The sequence below is a fragment of the Streptomyces hebeiensis genome, from assembly GCF_052983195.1.
In genome coordinates this window covers 3,788,491-3,808,405 of sequence record NZ_CM129812.1, presented here as the reverse complement: position 1 = coordinate 3,808,405, position 19,915 = coordinate 3,788,491, and the positions used below count along the sequence as shown (strand labels likewise).

Annotated in this window: 14 protein-coding genes; 9 read left to right on the top strand and 5 right to left on the bottom strand. The window is 70.3% G+C overall.

Going from position 1 to position 19,915, the window contains the following annotated elements; translation table 11 throughout:
* Positions 1-283: 283 nt before the first annotated feature.
* The 4 genes from ACU6P3_RS16580 (at position 284) to ACU6P3_RS16565 (ending at position 8,515) form a co-directional block, all read left to right on the top strand.
* Entirely contained in the window at positions 284-1,792 is a 1,509-nt protein-coding gene (locus tag ACU6P3_RS16580; protein ID WP_447193011.1) for a cytochrome ubiquinol oxidase subunit I, read from the top strand.
* A gap of 14 nt (positions 1,793-1,806) precedes the next feature.
* The gene (cydB, locus tag ACU6P3_RS16575) at positions 1,807-2,805 is read left to right on the top strand and encodes a cytochrome d ubiquinol oxidase subunit II (RefSeq protein WP_447193010.1); all 999 of its coding nucleotides are present in this window, start codon (positions 1,807-1,809) and stop codon (positions 2,803-2,805) included.
* Positions 2,806-2,820: 15 nt separating this feature from the next.
* The gene (gene cydD, locus ACU6P3_RS16570) at positions 2,821-6,516 is read left to right on the top strand and encodes a thiol reductant ABC exporter subunit CydD (RefSeq protein WP_447193009.1); all 3,696 of its coding nucleotides are present in this window, start codon (positions 2,821-2,823) and stop codon (positions 6,514-6,516) included.
* Between the two features lie 142 nt (positions 6,517-6,658).
* Positions 6,659-8,515, top strand: a complete 1,857-nt coding sequence (locus ACU6P3_RS16565) for a sensor histidine kinase (RefSeq protein WP_447193008.1) — start codon at positions 6,659-6,661, stop codon at positions 8,513-8,515.
* A gap of 45 nt (positions 8,516-8,560) precedes the next feature.
* Here ACU6P3_RS16565 and ACU6P3_RS16560 read toward each other — a convergent pair whose 3' ends face one another.
* Both ACU6P3_RS16560 and ACU6P3_RS16555 read right to left on the bottom strand, forming a co-directional pair.
* Positions 8,561-9,364, bottom strand: a complete 804-nt coding sequence (locus ACU6P3_RS16560; RefSeq protein WP_447197919.1) for a Cof-type HAD-IIB family hydrolase — start codon at positions 9,362-9,364, stop codon at positions 8,561-8,563.
* Between the two features lie 402 nt (positions 9,365-9,766).
* Entirely contained in the window at positions 9,767-10,669 is a 903-nt protein-coding gene (locus tag ACU6P3_RS16555; RefSeq protein ID WP_447193007.1) for an LLM class flavin-dependent oxidoreductase, read from the bottom strand.
* A gap of 467 nt (positions 10,670-11,136) precedes the next feature.
* Between ACU6P3_RS16555 and ACU6P3_RS16550 the strand changes: the two genes are divergently transcribed.
* The 5 genes from ACU6P3_RS16550 (at position 11,137) to ACU6P3_RS16530 (ending at position 15,842) form a co-directional block, all read left to right on the top strand.
* Complete coding sequence (locus ACU6P3_RS16550) at positions 11,137-12,192, top strand: ABC transporter ATP-binding protein (RefSeq protein WP_447197918.1); 1,056 nt, start codon at positions 11,137-11,139, stop codon at positions 12,190-12,192.
* The gene (locus ACU6P3_RS16545; protein WP_447193006.1) at positions 12,182-13,165 is read left to right on the top strand and encodes an ABC transporter permease; all 984 of its coding nucleotides are present in this window, start codon (positions 12,182-12,184) and stop codon (positions 13,163-13,165) included. The genes ACU6P3_RS16550 and ACU6P3_RS16545 overlap by 11 nt, the downstream gene beginning before the upstream one ends.
* Entirely contained in the window at positions 13,162-14,073 is a 912-nt protein-coding gene (locus tag ACU6P3_RS16540) for an ABC transporter ATP-binding protein (protein ID WP_030744561.1), read from the top strand. Before ACU6P3_RS16545 ends, ACU6P3_RS16540 begins: the two co-directional genes overlap by 4 nt.
* Before the next feature lie 25 nt (positions 14,074-14,098).
* On the top strand, positions 14,099-14,818 hold the full coding sequence (locus ACU6P3_RS16535) for an ABC transporter permease (protein ID WP_447193005.1): 720 nt from the start codon (positions 14,099-14,101) through the stop codon (positions 14,816-14,818).
* A gap of 307 nt (positions 14,819-15,125) precedes the next feature.
* A complete protein-coding gene (locus ACU6P3_RS16530; RefSeq protein ID WP_447193004.1) occupies positions 15,126-15,842 on the top strand; it encodes a hypothetical protein in 717 nt (238 codons plus the stop codon).
* A 328-nt stretch (positions 15,843-16,170) separates the two neighbouring features.
* On the opposite strand, the gene ACU6P3_RS16525 is transcribed toward ACU6P3_RS16530, so the two are convergent.
* The 3 genes from ACU6P3_RS16525 to pheA form a co-directional block, all read right to left on the bottom strand.
* On the bottom strand, positions 16,171-17,007 hold the full coding sequence (locus tag ACU6P3_RS16525) for an HAD family hydrolase (protein ID WP_447193003.1): 837 nt from the start codon (positions 17,005-17,007) through the stop codon (positions 16,171-16,173).
* The gene (serS, locus tag ACU6P3_RS16520) at positions 17,004-18,281 is read right to left on the bottom strand and encodes a serine--tRNA ligase (protein ID WP_447193002.1); all 1,278 of its coding nucleotides are present in this window, start codon (positions 18,279-18,281) and stop codon (positions 17,004-17,006) included. Before serS ends, ACU6P3_RS16525 begins: the two co-directional genes overlap by 4 nt.
* 625 nt (positions 18,282-18,906) lie before the next feature.
* The gene (pheA, locus tag ACU6P3_RS16515) at positions 18,907-19,842 is read right to left on the bottom strand and encodes a prephenate dehydratase (protein WP_447193001.1); all 936 of its coding nucleotides are present in this window, start codon (positions 19,840-19,842) and stop codon (positions 18,907-18,909) included.
* Between the last annotated feature and the right edge of the window lie 73 nt (positions 19,843-19,915).

The following is a 19,915-nucleotide window of genomic DNA, read 5'->3' as shown; positions in this document are numbered from 1 at the left end:
CTCCGGCCCGGCCGGCCACCGGGCTGCCCATCAGCCACCCGATCCGCCAGGAACGTCCCGCTTCGCGGGACGTTCCCGAAAACCAGGATCAATCCCTACAAGCCGACGCCGCCGGGGTTGACGAAACAGATAGGGGCACCCCCCCGTGAAGATCGGCCGAATGGGGTGCGCCATAATGCTTGTGAATGTGAACGCGTTCACAAGCTGGCCCGATTCCTGTCGCTACGTCCAGGACGAAAGGGGCGAGCTGCCGCAGCACCACGGCGAAGTAAGGAGAAACGACGTGGACCTCGCTCTGGCGCCGGAGACTCTGGCGCGATGGCAGTTCGGCATCACGACCGTCTACCACTTCCTCTTCGTCCCCTTGACGATCTCGCTCGCGGCCCTGACGGCGGGGCTGGAGACCGCCTGGGTCCGCACGGGGAATCCGAAGTACCTCAGGGCCACCAAGTTCTGGGGCAAGCTGTTTCTGATCAACATCGCGATGGGTGTCGTGACGGGCATCGTGCAGGAGTTCCAGTTCGGGATGAACTGGTCCGACTACTCGCGCTTCGTGGGTGACATCTTCGGAGCCCCGCTCGCCTTCGAGGCGCTGATCGCGTTCTTCTTCGAGTCCACCTTCATCGGTCTGTGGATCTTCGGCTGGGACAAGCTGCCCAAGAAGATCCACCTGGCCTGCATATGGATGGTGTCGATCGGAACGATCCTCTCGGCGTACTTCATCCTGGCCGCGAACTCCTGGATGCAGCACCCGGTCGGGTACCGGATCAACAAGGAAGCCGGCCGGGCCGAACTCACGGACTTCTGGGCGGTGCTCACCCAGAACACAGCGCTCGCCCAGTTCTTCCACACGATCACCGCCGCCTTCCTCGTCGGTGGTGCCTTCATGGTCGGCATCGCGGCCTTCCACCTGGCCCGCAAGAAGCACATACCGGTGATGAGGACCTCGCTGCGCCTCGGTCTGGTGACCGTCGTCATCGCGGGCATGCTCACCGCCATCAGCGGTGACAGGCTCGGCAAGATCATGTACCAGCAGCAGCCGATGAAGATGGCCGCGGCGGAGGCGCTGTGGGACGGCCAGGCCCCCGCGCCGTTCTCCGTCTTCGCGTACGGGGACGTCGACGAGGGCCACAACAAGGTCGCCATCGAGATCCCCGGACTGCTCTCCTTCCTCGCCAACGACGACTTCACCTCGCACGTGCCCGGCATCAACGACATCAACAAGGCCGAGCAGGAGAAGTACGGTCCCGGCGACTACCGGCCCAACATCCCCGTCGCCTACTGGGGCTTCCGCTGGATGATCGGCTTCGGCATGGCGTCCTTCGGTATCGGGCTGCTCGGCCTCTGGCTGACCCGCAGGAAGTTCCTGCTGCCAGCGGCCCTGCGGACGGGCGAGGACGAGGTGCCGAATCTGGTGCTCTTCCGGAACACGGCACTCAGCCCCAAGTTCGCGCGGCTCTACTGGATCGTCGCCCTCTGGACGCTGCTCTTCCCGCTGATCGCCAACTCCTGGGGCTGGATCTTCACCGAGACCGGACGCCAGCCGTGGGTCGTGTACGGAGTGCTGCGCACCGCCGACGCGGTCTCCCCCGGCGTCTCCCAGGCCGAAGTGCTGATTTCGATGACCGTCTTCACGCTGCTGTACGCCATCCTCGCCGTCGTCGAGGTCAGGCTGATGGTCAAGTACATCAAGGCCGGGCCGCCGGAGCTCACGGAAGCCGATCTCAACCCGCCCACCAGGATCGGCGGCGATCCCGCGGACGCCGACCGTCCGATGGCCTTCTCGTACTGAGGAGCTGAGGAGCAATGGAACTCCACGACGTCTGGTTCGTCCTGATCGCCGTCCTGTGGATCGGCTACTTCTTCCTCGAAGGGTTCGATTTCGGGATCGGCGTCCTGACCAAGCTGCTCGCCCGCGACCGCAAGGAGCGGCGCGTGCTGATCAACACCATCGGGCCCGTCTGGGACGGCAATGAGGTCTGGCTGCTCAGCGCGGGCGGCGCGACCTTCGCCGCGTTCCCCGAGTGGTACGCGACGCTCTTCTCGGGCTTCTACCTGCCGCTGTTGCTGATCCTCGTCTGCCTGATCGTGCGGGGCGTGGCCTTCGAGTACCGGGCCAAGCGGCCCGAGGAGAACTGGCAGCGCAACTGGGAGAACGCGATCTTCTGGACCTCGCTGATCCCCGCCGTGCTGTGGGGTGTCGCCTTCGGCAACATCGTGCGGGGCGTGAAGATCGACGCGCAGATGGAATACGTCGGCGGTGTCGCGGACCTGCTCAACCCGTACGCGCTCCTGGGCGGGCTGGTGACCCTGGCCCTCTTCACCTTCCACGGCACGGTCTTCGCCGGGCTGAAGACGGTCGGCGAGATACGGGCGCGGGCCAGGAAACTGGCACTGGTGCTGGGACCGATCACCGCCGTACTGGCGCTGGGGTTCCTGCTCTGGACCCAGCACGGTCACGGTGACGGCGCGAGCCTGGTGGCGTTGATCGTCGCCGTGGTGGCACTGGTGGGTGCGATCGGAGCCGTCGGTGCCGGACGCGAGGGCTGGTCGTTCATGCTCTCCGGGGTGACGATCGTGGCGGCCGTCGCGATGCTCTTCCTCACGCTCTTCCCGAACGTCATGCCGTCCTCGCTCAACGAGGCGTGGAACCTGACGGTGACGAACGCCTCGTCGACCCCGTACACGCTCAAGATCATGACGTGGTGCGCGGCTATCGCGACCCCGCTCGTGATGCTCTACCAGGGCTGGACGTACTGGGTGTTCCGGAAGCGGATCGGTACGCAGCACATAGCCGACGCGTAGGAGTAGGTGTTTCACGTGAAACCAATCGACCCGCGCCTGCTCCGGTACGCCCGGGCCACCCGCTTCTTCCTGGCGGCATCCGTGGCTCTCGGACTGGCCGGAGCGGGGCTGGTCGTCGCCCAGGCGATGCTGATCGCCGAGGTGGTGGTGGGCGCGTTCCAGCGTGGTTCCGGCGTCTCCGACCTGAGCACTCCCCTGCTTCTGCTGGCCGGGGTCGCCGTGGGCCGGGGCGTGGTCTCCTGGCTGACAGAACTGGCCGCCCACCGGGCCAGCGCCTCGGTCAAGTCCGAACTGCGCGGACGGCTGCTGGACCGGGCGGCCGAGCTGGGGCCCGGCTGGCTCAGCGGCATGCGCACCGGCTCGCTGGTGGCGCTCGCCACACGCGGCGTCGACGCCCTGGACGACTACTTCGCTCGCTATCTGCCTCAGCTGGGGCTCGCCGTGGTGGTGCCGGTCGCGGTCCTGGCGCGCATCGTCACCGAGGACTGGGTTTCGGCGGCCGTCATCGTGGTGACCCTGCCGCTGATCCCGATGTTCATGGTGCTCATCGGCTGGGCCACTCAATCCCGGATGGACCGGCAGTGGCGGCTGCTGTCCCGGCTGTCCGGTCACTTCCTGGATGTGGTCGCCGGCCTGCCGACCCTCAAGGTCTTCGGCCGGGCCAAGGCACAGGCCGAGTCGATCCGTTCGATCACTTCGGAGTACCGCCGGGCCACCCTGCGCACGCTGCGGATCGCCTTCCTCTCCTCCTTCGCGCTGGAACTGCTCTCGACACTGTCCGTGGCGCTGGTCGCCGTGGGGATCGGGATGCGGCTCGTGCACGGCGACCTCGATCTGTACACCGGTCTGGTGGTCCTGGTCCTCGCGCCCGAGGCGTACCTGCCGATTCGGCAGGTCGGAGCGCAGTACCACGCGGCGGCCGAGGGCCTCTCGGCCGCCGAGGAGATCTTCACGGTCCTGGAGACCGAGCCCGTGGCGGCGGGCGGAAGGGCTGAGGTGCCCGCGACGCCGCGCCTGGAGCTGGACGGGGTGACGGTCCGCCACCGAGGACGGTCGGAGCCGTCACTGGATTCCGCCTCCCTGACGGTCGAGCCGGGGGAGACGGTCGCACTCGTCGGACCGAGCGGTATCGGAAAGACCACCTTGCTCAATGTGGTGCTCGGGTTCGCCGTGCCGGAGAAGGGCCGGGTACGGGTGGACGGCCGGGACCTGGCGTCCCTGGACCCGGAGCGCTGGCGTGAGCGGATCGCCTGGGTCCCCCAGCAGCCGTACCTCTTCGCTGGGACGATCGCCGAGAATGTGCGCCTCGCCCGGCCGGACGCGGACGCGGAGGCAGTGCGGACGGCGCTGCGCGACGCGGGTGCCGACGTGTTCGTGGCCGGGCTGCCCGACGGGGTGGACACGGTCCTCGGCGAGGATGGTGCGGGGCTCTCGGCCGGGCAGCGGCAACGGCTGGCGCTGGCCCGCGCCTTTCTCGCCGACCGGCCGCTGCTGCTGCTGGACGAGCCGACGGCGGCGCTCGACGGAGAGACCGAGGCGGGGATCGTCGAGGCCGTACGGCGGCTCGCGAGGGGCCGTACGGTCCTGCTGGTCGTCCACCGGCCGGCGCTGCTCGCGGTGGCGGACCGGGTGGTCGCCCTGCCGAAGCGTACGGCGCCGGGCGGGGCGGCCGTGGGGGCGGTACGGGCGACGGCGACGCCGGTGGACCCGGTACGGGGCCCGCGCGACGACGGCGCGGACGAGGCGTGGCGCGGAGCCCCGTACGAGGACTTCCCGCGCGAGGGCTCCCCGTACGAGGAGTCCGAGCACGAGGAGTCCCGGCGCGCGAAATCCCCGTACGAGGAGTCCCCGTACGAGGAGTTCCGGCGCGGAGAGGCCGGCCCTGCCCGGGACCCGCTCGCCCGGATGCGGGCCACCGCCGGGCCACTGCGCGGGCGCTTCCTGCTCGCGCTGCTCCTCGGGAGCTGCGCACTCGCCTCCGCCGTCGGACTCATGGCGGTCTCCGGCTGGCTGATCTCCCGGGCCTCCCAGGAACCCCCCGTTCTCTACTTGATGATCGCGGTCACCGCGACCCGCGCCTTCGGTATCGGCCGGGCGGTCTTCCGGTACGCCGAGCGGCTCGTGTCCCATGACGCGGTGCTCAGGATGCTCGCCGATCTGCGGGTCTCCGTGTACCGGCGGCTGGAGCGGATCGCGCCGGCCGGACTGCGTGTGACCAGGCGCGGTGACCTGCTGTCCCGGCTGGTCGCCGACGTGGACGAACTTCAGGACTACTGGCTGCGCTGGCTGCTCCCGGTCGGCACCGCGCTGCTCGTCGGCGTGGGCACCGTCGGATTCACCGCGTGGCTGCTGCCGGAAGCGGGCGCCGTACTGGCCGTGGGCCTGCTCCTCGCGGGGCTGGGCGTGCCGCTCCTGAGCGGCGCCTGCGCCCGCCGGGCCGAGCGCCAACTGGCTCCGGCGCGCGGCATGCTCGCCACCCGGATCGTCGATCTGCTGCGGGGCACCGCGGAGCTGACCGTCACGGGCGCGCTCGGACGCCGGATGCGCGAGGTGCGCGCGGCCGACGGGACGCTGACGGCCATCGCCTCGCGCGGCGCGACCGCGCTGGCGCTCGGCGGCGGACTCTCCGCCCTGGTCGCCGGGATGACCGTGGCCGCGTCGGCGGTCGTCGGCGTCCAGGCCGTGCACGACGGGCGGCTCGCGGGCGTCGGACTGGCCGTGATCGTCCTGACCCCGCTCGCCGCCTTCGAGGCGGTCAGTGGCCTGCCCCTGGCGGTGCGGTACCGGCAGCGCTCCCGGCGCGGTGCCGAGCGGCTGTGCGAGGTGCTGGACGCTCCCGTACCCGTACGGGAACCGGCGGGGCCGGAGGGTCCGGACGGCGGTCCGGGACAGCCGGAAGGGGCGCGACGGGCGGCCGGGACTCCCGTGTCGCCGTTCCCTCTGGAGGTGCGGAACCTGGCTGCCCGGCACGCGGGACAGACGCGGGACGCGCTCAGCGGTTTCGACCTGACCCTGACGGCGGGCAAGAGGGTGGCGGTCGTCGGTCCTTCCGGCTCCGGCAAGACCACCCTCGCCCAGGTGCTGCTGCGCTTCCTGGACGCACGTGAGGGCGGTTGCCGTCTCGGAGGGACGGACACGACGAGGCTGGACGGCGACACCGTGCGGCGCTTCGTCGGGCTGTGTGCCCAGGACGCGCACCTCTTCGACAGTTCCGTACGGGAGAACCTGAGGCTCGCCCGCACGGACGCGACCGATGCGGAACTGCGTGACGCGCTGCGCCGCGCCCGGCTGCTCGACTGGGCCGACAGCCTGCCCGCCGGGCTGGACACGCTGGTCGGTGAGCATGGCGCCCGGCTCTCCGGGGGCCAGCGGCAGCGGTTGGCACTGGCCCGCGCGCTGCTCGCCGACTTCCCCGTGCTGATCCTGGACGAGCCCGCGGAACATCTGGACCTGGCCACGGCGGACGCGCTGACGGCCGATCTGCTGGCGGTGACCGAGGGCCGGACGACGCTGCTCATCACGCACCGGCTGCAAGGACTCGACTCGGTGGACGAGGTGATCGTGCTCGACGAGGGCCGCACCGTACAGCGCGGTCCGTACGGTCAATTGGCTGCCGTGGACGGGCCGCTGCGACGCATGCTGGATCGGGAGCGCGCGGGGGACCTGCTCGGCGCGCGGCGGGTCGCGGACGCCGTCGCGATCGACGCGTAGAACGGGCAGGAGCAGCGGCAGGAGCAGCGGCTGGGGCGGGGCGGCGGCTGGGCGCGGGGGAGCCCAGGGGCGCGCATGCACCTGGGCCCACCGCACCCGAGACCGACTTTCCCTGCCAAAGGGGACTTACTACCCTCTGGGTATGGACGCGTCCGAATCCGGGGACCCGTGCGACGCGGCCGCACGCGCGACCGGCGCCCTGGATGATCTGTCCGCCGGGGCCACCGCGCGGGTGCCTCAGACGCTGGAGGCGATGTACGCGGTGGGCGCCGGCCGCGGGCTGCGCTCCGTCCTGGGCCGGATCTGTGAGAGCGCGGCCGAGCTGACCGGTGCCGGGTACGCGGCGATCGGCATCGTCGACGAGGACGGCGAGGGCCTGTCCGACTTCGTCACGTACGGAATCGGCGAGGACGTCGCCCGGCGCATCGGACGGTGGCCGGACGGACGCGGCGGCCTCCTCGGCGCGCTGATCAGGGACGCCGAGCCGATCCGGCTGGCCGATCTGACGACCGATACGCGCGCGGTGGGGTTCCCGCCGGGACACCCGCCGATGAGGGCGTTCCTGGGTGTTCCGATCCGGGGCCGGGACAAGGTGTTCGGCAACCTGTACGTGACGGAGAAGTCGGGGCGGCCGGGGAAGCCCGGGAGCACTGAGCGGTCGGAGCCGGCGGTCACACCGGAGAGCCCGGAGTCGGCCGAGGGCCCGGGGCCGCCCGCGAGGCCGGACTCGCCTCGGACCCGGAGCCCGGAGCCGGCCGAGGCGCCGGAACCGACGGGCGTCCCGGCCGGGCCCGCGTTCAGTACCCATGATCTGCACCTGCTGCGCGTCCTGGCGTCCGAGGCCGGGATCGCCATCGGCAACGCCCGGCTGTACGAGGCCGTCCGCCAGCGGGAACGGTGGATCGACGGATCGGTGGCGGTCACCACCGCGCTGCTGTCCGGCGGAGATGCCGATGACGCGCTCCTGGTGGTCGCGGAGCAGGCCCGCCGGCTGTCGGATTCTGCCTTGGGCGTGGTGATGCTGCGGACCCCGGACGGCGGTCTGGAGGTTGTGGCCGCCTCTCCCGACCATCCGACCGTCAGGGTCGGTCGTCGCTTCCCGGCACAGGGCCCGGTCACGGCGACGCTGCTCTCCGGAGAGTCCGTGTTCGTGGACGACATCGCCACCGATCCGCGCATGAAGGCCGGGCCGGCCGACGGGCTCGGACCGATCATGCTGCTGCCGCTGCGCACCGACGGACGGGTGCTCGGCGCCTTGGCCATGCCCCGTGAGCGGGGCGCGCGCCGGTTCGGCGAGACGGAACGCGGTCTGGCCGACCGGTTCGCCGCACAGGCTGCGCTTGCGCTGCGCATGGCCGAGGCACAGCGCGACCGGGAGCGGCTGGCCGTCCTGGAAGACCGCGACCGGATCGCCCGTGACCTCCACGACCTCGTCATCCAGCGGTTGTTCGCGACCGGCCTGATGCTGGCGAGCGCCCAGCGCGGCACGGTCGGGGCCGAGGTGTACCAAGGCATCGACAAGGCGGTGGACGAGTTGGACGTGACCATCCAGGAGATCCGTACGGCGATCTTCGCGTTGCAGCGGGCACCGGCCGAGGCCCCGTCAGGGGTGCGGGCCCGGGTACTGCGGGAGATCTCGATGGCGGCGGAGCCCCTGGGCTTCCGGCCCGTCCACCGGTTCGTGGGCCCGGTCGACTCGATCGGCGAAGCCGCCGGGAGGAATCTGGTCGCCGCCCTGCGCGAGGCGCTCTCCAACGCCTTCCGGCACGCGCGGGCCACTCGTGTCGAGGTCGTCGTCGACGCGGCGGCCCGGCTCGCGGACGGCCGTCGCGCGGTCCGGCTGACCGTCGCGGACGACGGGGTGGGCATAGCGCCCGGCGGACGGCGCAGCGGGCTGCGCAATCTGCGTCGCAGGGCCGAGTCGCTGGGCGGATCGAGCACGTACGAGGAGGGGCTGGGGGAGGGCGGGACGACGGTGGTGTGGGAAGCACCGCTGTGACGCGATCCGCCGCGGCAGGGTCCCGGGCGCCGCGCCGTAGCGCGTTTACAGCCGGGCGAGGATCTTCTCGATGACCACCGCCACACCGTCCTCGTTGTTTTCGGCCGTCCGGCCGGAGGCGGCGGCCAGGACGTCCGGATGGGCGTTCCCCATCGCGTACGACGTGCCCGCCCAGGTCAGCATCTCCAGATCGTTCGGCATGTCCCCGAAGGCCACGACCTCGTCGGCGGAGATGCCGCGCTCGGCACAGCAGAGCGCGAGCGTGCTCGCCTTGCTGACCCCGGGCCCGCTGACCTCCAGCAGGGCCGTGGGGCTGGAACGGGTGACGGAGACCCGGTCCCCCATCGCCACTCTGGCCAGCGCGAGAAAACCGTCCGGGGCCAGCGTCGAGTGGTGGGCGAGCAGCTTGACCAGCGGGGCGGCGGCGTCCTCGTCCGTCCAGCCCAGGAGCTTCTCCGCGGCGGCGACGGTGGCACCCGGATCCTTGTGGAACGGCGGGTACTCGGGCTCGTAGTGGATTCCGGTGGTCAGCTCCACGGCGAAGGCCGTCCCCGGAGCGGCCTCGCGCAGCGTCGTCACGGCGTCCAGGGCCGTCGGGCGGGGCAGCGGGCGGACCCGTACCAGCTCGCCGCCGGCGTGCAGATCGACGACGGCCGCGCCGTTCGCGCAGATGGCCAGGCCGTGACCGTGCACATGGTCACTGACGACGTCCATCCAGCGGGCCGGGCGGCCGGTGACGAAGAAGACCTCGATGCCCGCGTCCTCGGCGGCGGCGAGCGCGGCGATCGTACGGTCGGACACGGACTTGTCGTCGCGCAGCAGGGTGCCGTCCAGATCGGTGGCGATCAGCCGGGGCCGGGCGGGAAGCGGTGAGCCGGAGGATCCGGACGAACCGGCGGGACCGGAAGTGGCACCGGCCCCGGAAGCGGCGAGAGGCGCGGGAGAGCCGGGAGAACCAGAGGAGTGGGGAGAACCAGAGGAGTCGGAAGAGCCGGGGGAGCCAGGAGAGCCAGGAGAGCCGGAGGAGTCGGAGGTCACCTCGTCATTCTCGCGTATGAATACGCACGGCTGTACGGAGGGGAAGCGGAGGGGGAGCGTCCGGAGGGCGGCCCGAGCAGGTGTGAGCAGTGCGTACGGGCCGGACACAGGTGCCTCCCCCGGGTCTCCGGGCCGGCCGCCGGATCATGATCGAGCCCAGGCACGACCCGTTGCCCCGGTACCGTCCGAGACGCTGAGCGCGATATCCGCCGTTCAGCCGAGTTGGGCGGCGGCCTCGGCGGCGATCGACTCGAAGACGGACTGGTCGGCGGCGAAGTCGGAGTCCGGGATCGGCCAGTGGAGCACGATCTCGGTGAAGCCGATCTCCTGATGGCGGCCGGCGAAGTCGACGAACGCGTCCACCGACTCCAGCAGGCCGCTCCGCTCAGGGGTGAAGCCGGTCAGCAGGATCTTGTCCATCTCTGCGACGTCCCGGCCGATGTCCGTGCAGGCCTTGTCGAGCTTCCCGATCTGGCCGCGCAGCGCCTCGATCGACTGCTCCGGAGTGCCCTCCTCGTACAGGCTCGGGTCACCCGTCGTCACCCAGGCCTGCCCGTGCCGCGCTGCCAGCCGCAGACCGCGCGGTCCGGTCGCGGCGACGGCGAAGGGCACCCGGGGGCGCTGCACGCAGCCGGGGATGTTCCTGGCCTCGTCAGCGGAGTAATGGGTGCCACGGTGAGTGACCGCGCCCTCGGTGAGCAGCCGGTCCAGCAGGGGCACGAACTCGGCGAACCGGTCGGCCCGCTCCCGCGGCGTCCACGCCTCCTGGCCGAGCGCGGTGGCGTCGAAGCCGTTGCCGCCCGCTCCGACGCCGAGGGTGATCCGGCCGCCCGAGATGTCGTCGAGCGAGATCAGCTCTTTGGCCAGTGTCACGGGGTGCCTGAAATTCGGCGACGTGACAAGGGTGCCCAAGCGGAGCCGGTCGGTCGCCGTGGCGGCGGCTGTGAGGGTGGGCAGGGCGCCGAACCAGGGGCCCTCGCGGAAGGACCGCCAGGTCAGGTGGTCGTAGGTGTACGCGGTGTGGAAGCCGAGTTCCTCGGCTCGCCGCCACTTCGCGCGACCCCCCTCGTGCCAGCGGTCGACCGGGAGGATCACGGTGCTCAGGCGCGGACTCATGACGCCGAGCCTACCTCCGCGGCTTACGTCCACTCCCTTACCAGGGCTTCGTGGACGGAGCTTCCCACCTCGGTCGTGGTGAGCGTGTGGGCGGGTTCGGCCGGGCTGTCATCGGCCAATTGGTCAGCAACGGGTGCCCACAGGTTTAGTCCACAGTCAAAGCTGTTTATCCACAGGCTATTTGGCGATTCTGTGGACAGCGGTCGCGACTTTTTGTGGGTTATGGGGCCTGGGTCCCTTTTGTCTGTGGGGTGGGGTGGCCTTTTTCGACACCCTCTTGCACATCTCTTCGCACGTCATGCCCCCCGCGCCAACGATTTTCGGCCAGCGCGAGGGGACCCGGCGGGTCGGGCGGTCGGCGGTCGGGCGGACGCCCCTACGGGTCCGTACGCCTGGAGTCTGACACGGATCCAGCCGCCTGGTCTGACGCTCGTTGTGTCCCGCGCCACTACCGTCGAACCGTGACTGTGATCGCGACAGAAGGCCTGAGCAAGCGGTTCCCCCGGGTGACCGCGCTTGACCGGCTCTCCCTCGACATCGGACCGGGAGTGACCGGTCTGGTGGGTGCCAACGGAGCCGGCAAGTCCACCATGATCAAGATCCTGCTGGGTCTGTCCCCCGCCACGGAAGGCCGGGCTTCGGTGCTCGGACTCGATGTCGCCACCAGCGGTGGTGCCATCCGTGAGCGGGTTGGGTACATGCCCGAGCATGACTGTCTGCCGCCGGACGTGTCGGCCACCGAACTGGTCGTCCACATGGCGCGCATGTCCGGACTCCCGCCGACCGCGGCTCGCGAGCGGACCGCCGACACGCTGCGGCACGTCGGTCTCTACGAGGAGCGTTACCGCCCCATCGGGGGCTACTCGACCGGTATGAAGCAGCGCGTCAAGCTCGCACAGGCGCTGGTCCACGATCCCCAACTGGTGTTCCTCGACGAACCGACCAACGGCCTCGACCCCGTCGGGCGCGACGAGATGCTGGGCCTGATCCGCAGGGTCTACACGGACTTCGGTATCTCCGTCCTGGTCACCTCGCACCTGCTGGGCGAGCTGGAACGCACCTGTGACCACGTCGTCGTCATCGACGGCGGAACGCTTCTGCGCTCCAGTTCCACCAGTGATTTCACGCAGACCACCACGACCCTCGCGGTCGAGGTCACCGACACGGACGCGACGCCCGACGGCACGCGCGCCCTGGTCGACGCCCTCACCGCGGCGGGGATCACCCCGCACGCGGGTACGGAGGAGGGGCTGCCGGGCGCGGGCCACATCCTGCTGATCGAGGCGACGGGGGACGAGACGTACGACGTCGTCCGCGACACCGTCGCGGGCCTGGGCCTCGGTCTCGTACGGATGGAACAGCGGCGCCACCACATCGCGGAGGTCTTCCGCCCGCAGGAGGCCGCGGGGGCAGCGGGAGCCACAGGACCCTCGGGATCCGCGGCACCTGGAGCCGTGGGGGCCGGAACCACCGCGCAGGCGCAGCACGCACCTCGGAAGGGAGGCGCCCGGAATGAGCACTGACAGGACGAGCCCCGGACACGGTGGGCCCGCCGGCCCCGCCGCCATCGGCACTGACACGCCCGCGGGCGCTGCCGGGCCGGCCACAGGCGCCGGGCCGCGCGGTGACACCCGGATCCACAACATCGGATACCGCGGTTACGACGGAGCGCGCCTCGGCCGCGCCTACGCCCGCCGCTCCCTCTACACGCAGTCCCTGCGAGGCTCCTACGGTCTCGGCCGCTCGGGCAAGTCCAAGGTCCTGCCGATGATCCTCTTCGCGGTGATGTGCCTGCCCGCGGCGATCATCGTCGCCGTCGCGGTCGCGACCGACCTGAAGGACCTGCCCCTCGACTACACGCGCTACGCGATTTTCACCCAGGCCGTCATCGGTCTCTATCTGGCCGCGCAGGCGCCGCAGTCCGTCTCCCGCGACCTGCGCTTCAAGACCGTACCGCTGTATTTCTCCCGCCCGATCGAGCGCGTCGACTACGTCCTCGCGAAGTACGGCGCGATGGCCTCGGCCCTCTTCCTGCTGACCGGGGTACCGCTCGTGATCCTCTACGTCGGCTCTCTGCTGGCCGAGATGGACTTCGCCGAGCAGACCAAGGGCTTCGGGCAGGGGCTGGTCTCCGTGGCGCTCCTCTCCGTCCTCTTCGGCGGGATCGGCCTCGTCCTGGCCGCCCTCACCCCGCGCCGTGGTTTCGGCGTCGCCGGCGTCATCGCCACGCTGACCATCTCGTACGGGGCCGTCTCCACCCTCCAGGCCATCGCCTGGGGATCCGGCTCCCCCGCGGCCGTCAAGTGGATCGGCCTCTTCTCGCCGATCACGCTCATCGACGGCGTACAGACCGCCTTCCTGGGGGCGTCCTCGTCCTTCCCGGGCGAACTGGGCCCCTCGGCCGGTGCGGGCGTCGTCTATCTGCTGGTCGTCCTCGCGCTGGTCCTCGGCTCGTACGCCGTCCTCATGCGCCGTTACCGGAAGGTCGGGCTGTGACCACCCTCAACATCGAGCACACGTCGCGCTGGTTCGGCAACGTGGTGGCGGTCAATGACGTCACCATGTCGATCGGCCCGGGAGTCACCGGCCTGCTGGGCCCCAACGGTGCCGGCAAGTCGACCCTCATCAACATGATGGGCGGCTTCCTCGCCCCTTCCACCGGCTCCGTCACCCTCGACGGGCAGCGGATCTGGCGCAACGAGTCCGTCTACCGCCAGATCGGCATCGTGCCGGAGCGGGAGGCGATGTACGACTTCCTCACCGGGCTCGAGTTCGTCGTCGCCAACGCCGAACTCCACGGCCTCGGCGCGAAGGCGGCCCGCACGGCGCTCGCCACGGTCGAGATGGAGTACGCGCAGGACCGCAAGATCGGTACGTACAGCAAGGGCATGCGCCAGCGCGTCAAGATGGCGTCCGCGCTGGTCCACGACCCGTCCGTACTGCTGCTGGACGAGCCGTTCAACGGCATGGACCCGCGCCAGCGCATGCAGTTGATGGATCTGCTGCGGCGTATGGGCGCCACGGGCCGCACGGTCCTGTTCTCCTCGCACATCCTGGAGGAGGTCGAGCAACTGGCCTCGCACATCGAGGTGATCGTCGCCGGCCGCCACGCCGCGTCCGGTGACTTCCGCAAGATCCGCCGCCTGATGACCGACCGGCCGCACCGCTACCTCGTACGCTCCAGCGACGATCGCGCCCTCGCCGCCGCGCTGATCGCCGACCCGTCGACGGCCGGTATCGAGGTCGATGTGGCGGAGGGGGCCCTGCGCGTCCAGGCGGTGGACTTCGGCCGGTTCACCGAGCTGCTGCCGCGCGTCGCGCGTGAGCACTCCATCCGGCTGTTCACGGTCTCGCCCTCGGACGAGTCACTCGAATCGGTCTTCTCGTACCTCGTAGCGGCCTGAGCGGCCTGAAAGGAGCTGTGCCGTCATGTACAACCCCACAGTCGCCCGGCTCACCTACCGGGCCCTGCTCGGCAGGCGCCGGGCCGCGCTGCTCTTCGTCCTGCCCGGACTGCTGATCCTTCTCGCGACGGCCGTCCGGGTCCTGAACGGCGCGGACGACCAGATCGCCGCGGACGTGCTGGGCGGTTTCGCGCTCGCGACGATGGTGCCGCTGATCGGAGTGATCGCGGGGACCGGAGCCATCGGCCCCGAGATCGACGACGGTTCGATCGTCTATCTGCTGTCGAAGCCGGTGAAACGGCCGACCATCATCATGACGAAGCTGATCGTGGCGATCTCCGTGACCATGATGTTCTCGGCGCTCCCCACCTTCGTCGCCGGTTTCATCCTGAACGGAAACGGCCGGCAGCTCGCGATCTCCTACACCGTTGCCGCGCTGGTCGCGTCCATCGCGTACAGCGCGCTGTTCCTGCTGCTCGGTACGGTCAGCCGGCACGCGGTGGTCATAGGCCTGGTCTACGCGCTGGTCTGGGAAACCCTCTTCGGCAGCCTGGTGGCGGGGGCGCGGACGCTCAGCGTTCAGCAGTGGGCTCTGGCGGTCGCCCAGAAGGTCGGTGACGGATCCATGGTCACGTCGGACGTCGGACTGACCCTGGCCATCAGCCTGCTGGTGGGTGTCACGGTGGTCGCGACCTGGTACGCGGGACAGAAGCTCAGGACGCTGACGCTCGCGGGCGAGGAGTGAGGGCGGGACGTAACGGGCTTGTGCTCGCGCTCTCTTGGAGTCCGCTGTACGGCAACCCCTGCCCATCGGGCGGGGGTTGCCGTCGGCATGCCGCGTAACTGTACGTTTATCGGCTCGTTGTTCCTGTCGCGTGGAGGCAACTGGATTTCGTTACGTCGAGCGTTCGTGAAGCTGAGGATTGCCGGTGCCGGGCCATCGAGCCGCACCACCGGTCATGGAGTGAGCAGACACCGTGAGCCGACCTCCGCCCCTGAAGCCCGGGGAGAGGGCCGTTTCATCGTCGGCTTCACACAGGAAAGGCAGATTCATGCCACCGGAAGGTGCTCTGCTCGAATCGCGCTCGATGCGGGACAGTGTCATGGGGCGGGTCGACGCCCTCGACAAGGTCAAGGCGCTCGTCATGCTCCCCGACGGCATCCACGTCCGTTCAGAGGACGTGGCCCGCTACTTCGAAGTATCCACAGGCGTCATCAGGCAGTTGACAGCCAGGCATCGCTCAGAGCTGTCTCTGAATGGGATGCGCGTGTTGCGCGGCTCTGACCTGCGCGAATATCAGAGTGACAGCTTGTCACTCTCATCTGCGAGCGTTGGAAGTTATCCACAGAGGCGCTCGAGCCTCACGCTCTACACCCGTCGAACAGTCCTCAACATCGCGATGCTCCTGCGTGACAGCGACATCGCGCGTTCGGTCCGCACGTACCTGCTGGACGCCGAGAGCGAACTCCGCAGCGAACTCCGCGGCGAGTTCCGCGAGGGCTACGCGGACCTGGACCGGCGCGTGACGCGTGTGGAGAACCACCTCGGCGGGGTGGGCGTCGCGCTCATGGAGCTGGGGCCGGTCCTGCACCGGATGTCCTGCCGGCTCGACAGCCTGGACCGGCGGCTCGACGCCACCAACCGGGTGGTCGCGGCCATCGGCAACCGGCTGTGCGAGATGTCCGACGACATCAAGCGGGTGGACGCCAGGGTGGATGACGTCGCCCACCAGCTGAGGGACTTGCGCCGGAACCGCAAGCGCCGCTGATCCGTTCCGGCGGGCCCGCGGCAGTCCCGTGCCCTCCTCGCGTCGCGTGCGGCGCGTGGCCGGGCCGGCGTGGGCACGCCGGATTCAGGTACCGATATTCGGTGGCGCGGCACCCGTGCTCCCGGCACAGTGGTGGTGTCACGGAACACCATGGACCGGGGGTGGAGCTTCGGCGGCGGCCGGTACGGCCGCGCCTACGGGCTCCCAGCAGGACAGCGTCGCCGCAGGCACCGGAGTGGCCGTCAACCACTCCGCGCAGCCGCCGGCGCACCGTCCAGGGGCGGCCGCTTCGAGCGCGCGTCAGCGCGGGCCGCCCCTCCCCGAGCTTTCAGCGGGCCAGCAGCTTCTCCAGCACCACCGCGATGCCGTCGTCCTCGTTCGAGGCCGTGACCTCGTCGGCCACGGCCCTCAGCTCCTCGTGCGCGTTCGCCATCGCCACGCCGTGCCGCGCCCAGCCGAACATCGGTATGTCGTTCGGCATGTCGCCGAAGGCGATCGTGTCAGCCGCCTTCACCCCCAGCCGCCGCGCGGCCAGCGAGAGCCCCGTGGCCTTGCTCAGTCCGAGCGGAAGGATCTCCACCACCCCGGCCCCGGCCATCACCACGTTCACCAGGGAGCCGACCGTCGCCCGGGCCGCTTCCGCCAGTTCGTCGTCGCCCAGTTCGGGATGCTGGATGTAGACCTTGTTCAGCGGCGCCGACCACAGCTCCGCCGGCTCGCGGACGGCCACCGTCGGCAGCTGCTTCTCCAGCAGCCGGTAGTTGGAGGTGACCAGCACCTCGCCGTCCAGTCCGTCCCGGCTGACGGCGAGTGCGAGCGGGCCGACCTCGGCCTCGATCTTGGCGACCGCCAGCGCCGCCAGCTGCCGGTCCAGCGTCACCGACGTCAGCAGCCGCCGCTCGCCGGCGTGGTACACCTGCGCACCCTGCCCGCACACCGCGATGCCGCCGTAGCCCAGATCGTCCAGGATGTGCCGGGTCCAGAGCACGCCCCGGCCGGTGACGACGATATGGACCGCGCCCGCCGCGGTGGCGGCGGCGAGGGCGTCGCGGGTGCGCGCGGAGACCGTGTGGTCGTCACGCAGCAGCGTGCCGTCGAGGTCGGTCGCGACGAGCCGGTACGGAAACGAGGGCGCCGGCGGCGCGGCGGCGGGGTCCGTGTTCACGCGGCGCCCGGCTCCAGCACCTCACGGCCGCCCAGGTACGGGCGGAGCACCTCGGGCACCACCACCGAGCCGTCGGCCCGCTGGTGGTTCTCCAGGAGGGCCACGATCGTGCGCGGTACGGCGCACAGCGTGCCGTTCAGCGTCGCCAGCGGCCTGACCTGCTTGCCGTCCCGCATCCGGATGGAGAGCCGGCGGGCCTGGAAGCCGTCACAGTTGGACGCGGACGTCAGCTCGCGGTACTTGCCCTGGGTCGGGATCCACGCCTCGCAGTCGAACTTCCGCGAGGCCGAAGCCCCCAGGTCGCCGGTCGCCACGTCGATCACCCGGAAAGGCAGCCCCAGGCTGGTCAGCCACTGCTTCTCCCACTCCAGCAGCCGCCGGTGCTCGGCCTCCGCGTCCGCCGGGTCGACGTACGAGAACATCTCGACCTTGTCGAACTGGTGGACCCGGAAGATGCCCCGGGTGTCCTTGCCGTACGTACCGGCCTCGCGGCGGAAACAGGGCGAGAAGCCCGCGTACCGCAGGGGCAGCTTGTCGGCCTCGATGATCTCGTCCATGTGGTACGCGGCGAGCGGCACCTCCGAGGTGCCGACGAGGTAGTAGCCGTCCTTCTCCAGGTGGTACACGTTCTCCGCGGCCTGGCCGAGGAACCCGGTGCCCTCCATGGCCTGCGGGCGCACGAGAGCCGGCGTGAGCATGGGGACGAAGCCGGCCTCGGTGGCCTGCGCCATCGCCGCGTTGACGAGGGCGAGCTCCAGCAGCGCGCCGATCCCCGTCAGGTAGTAGAAGCGCGAACCGGACACCTTCGCGCCGCGCTCCACGTCGATGGCGCGCAGGGCCTCGCCCAGCTCCAGATGGTCCTTGGGCTCGAAGCCCTCGGCCGCGAAGTCGCGGATGACGCCGTGCGTCTCCAGGACGGCGAAGTCCTCCTCGCCGCCCACCGGTACGTCGCCGTGCACGAGGTTGCCGAGCTGGAGGAGCAGTCGCCTGGTCTCCTCGTCGGCCTCGTGCTGCTCGGCGTCGGCGGCCCTGACGTCGGCCTTCAGCTGCTCCGCCTTGCTGAGCAGTTCCGCCTTCTCCTCCGGGGAGGCCTTGGGGATCAGCTTGCCGAGCGACTTCTGCTCGGAACGCAGCTCGTCGAACCGGACGCCGGACGACCTGCGCCGCTCGTCGGCGGAGAGCAGGGCGTCGACGAGCCCGACGTCCTCTCCACGGGCACGCTGGGAGGCGCGGACACGGTCGGGGTCCTCACGGAGAAGGCGAAGGTCAATCACCCCACCAGGCTACCGGTGCGATCCGACAGGCCCCCACTCGATATCGACGGGCGCGCCCCGTTGCCCGAAATGCCGTAATTGAGAAACTCGTCGGGAAGTTTCGTGCTCGTCGGCCGCCGTTCGTCAACAAAATAGTCTCCATTCCCCGTAACGAGGCATTTCCATGCTTGGTCGTTGACTCACCGCCCCTGCGGGCGGGGGGACTTGGGGGGCCAGGGCCCCGTGTCTTGTCCACAGAAATGCACAGGGGAGGCGAAGTTATCCACAGGCTGTGTGGGATATCTGTGGATCACTGAATTGATCGTTTTCGCGGCGCGCGCGAATCGGATGATTCTTCTCTCAAGCCGTCAATGCGCACTCATTCGGGTGGGAATTACTCGCTCTGACGAGTTGGCCGAGCGTCTTCGGCTGACGTGAGGTGGGAGCTCTCGCCGGGGAGGAGGTGAGGCGAGCGAGGGGATTTGTCGATTTCACCGTCCCCTGTTATCGACTTGTCCCCAGCTTCCAGGGCCCTCCTGTGGATAACTCTGCGGTACATCCACAGGGCGGGCCCCACCCTCTGCTCCGGCAGGCCGCTGCCCCGTCGGCCGCCTGCCGCCGGCCTGCCTGCCGCCGATCGGTTCGCTCAGACGCGTCCGTCCTGGCTGCGCGACAGCCAGTCGGCAGCCTCGATGAAGTCCGCGTCCGACGTACCCGCGCGCAGCGCCGGTACATCCGCCGCCGACATGCCCGCACGCGGGTACGAACCGAGGAACCGCACCTTGGGACAGATCCGCTTCAGGCCCATCAGGGCCTCGCCCACCCGCCGGTCCGAGATGTGGCCCTCGGCGTCCACGGCGAAGCAGTAGTTGCCGATGCCGGCGCCGGTCGGCCGCGACTGGATCAGCATCAGGTTGACGCCGCGCACGGCGAACTCCTGGAGCAGTTCGAGCAGCGCGCCCGGTTGGTCCTCGCCCAGCCAGATGACCACGGACGTCTTGTCCGCGCCCGTCGGGGCCGCGGGGCGGGCCGGCCGGCCCACCAGGACGAAGCGCGTCTCCGCGTTCTCGGCGTCGTGGATCTCCGTGACCAGGGGTTCGAGACCGTACGTCGCCGCCGCGAACTCGCCCGCGAACGCCGCGTCGAACCGGCCCTCCTGCACCAGCCGCGCCCCGTCCGCGTTCGACGCGGCGGACTCCCACAGGGCGTGCGGCAGATGGGTGCGCAGCCAGTTGCGCACCTGCGGCTGGGCGACGGGGTGGCCGGTCACCGTCTTCACGTCGGCCAGCCGCGTGCCCGGCCGCACGAGCAGGGCGAACGCGATCGGCAGCAGCACCTCGCGGTAGATCGTCAGCGGCTCGCCGGAGGCCAGTTCGTCGAGCGTCGCGGTGACTCCGCCCTCCACCGAGTTCTCGATCGGTACGAGGGCGGCCGCCGCCTCCCCGTTCCGTACGGCGTCGAGCGCCGCCGGCACGGAGACCATCGGGACGAGTTCCCGCGTGGCGGCTTCGGGGAGCGAACGGAGGGCGGCTTCCGTGAAGGTGCCCTCGGGGCCGAGGTAGGTGTAGCGCGTGGCCGACATACGGTCACCCTAATGGGCTGAGCCGCCTCTCGCGCGGCCCTCGCGAACCCGCAGGTCAGGACAGTCGGGCGGC

Coding starts and splice junctions, on each gene's coding strand:
- cydB (WP_447193010.1), top strand. CDS start 1,807: ATGGAACTCCACGACGTCTGGTTCGTCCTGATCGCCGTCCTGTGGATC.
- pheA (WP_447193001.1), bottom strand. CDS start 19,842: ATGTCGGCCACGCGCTACACCTACCTCGGCCCCGAGGGCACCTTCACG.
- ACU6P3_RS16530 (WP_447193004.1), top strand. CDS start 15,126: ATGCCACCGGAAGGTGCTCTGCTCGAATCGCGCTCGATGCGGGACAGT.
- ACU6P3_RS16555 (WP_447193007.1), bottom strand. CDS start 10,669: ATGAGTCCGCGCCTGAGCACCGTGATCCTCCCGGTCGACCGCTGGCAC.
- ACU6P3_RS16545 (WP_447193006.1), top strand. CDS start 12,182: ATGAGCACTGACAGGACGAGCCCCGGACACGGTGGGCCCGCCGGCCCC.
- ACU6P3_RS16535 (WP_447193005.1), top strand. CDS start 14,099: ATGTACAACCCCACAGTCGCCCGGCTCACCTACCGGGCCCTGCTCGGC.
- ACU6P3_RS16565 (WP_447193008.1), top strand. CDS start 6,659: ATGGACGCGTCCGAATCCGGGGACCCGTGCGACGCGGCCGCACGCGCG.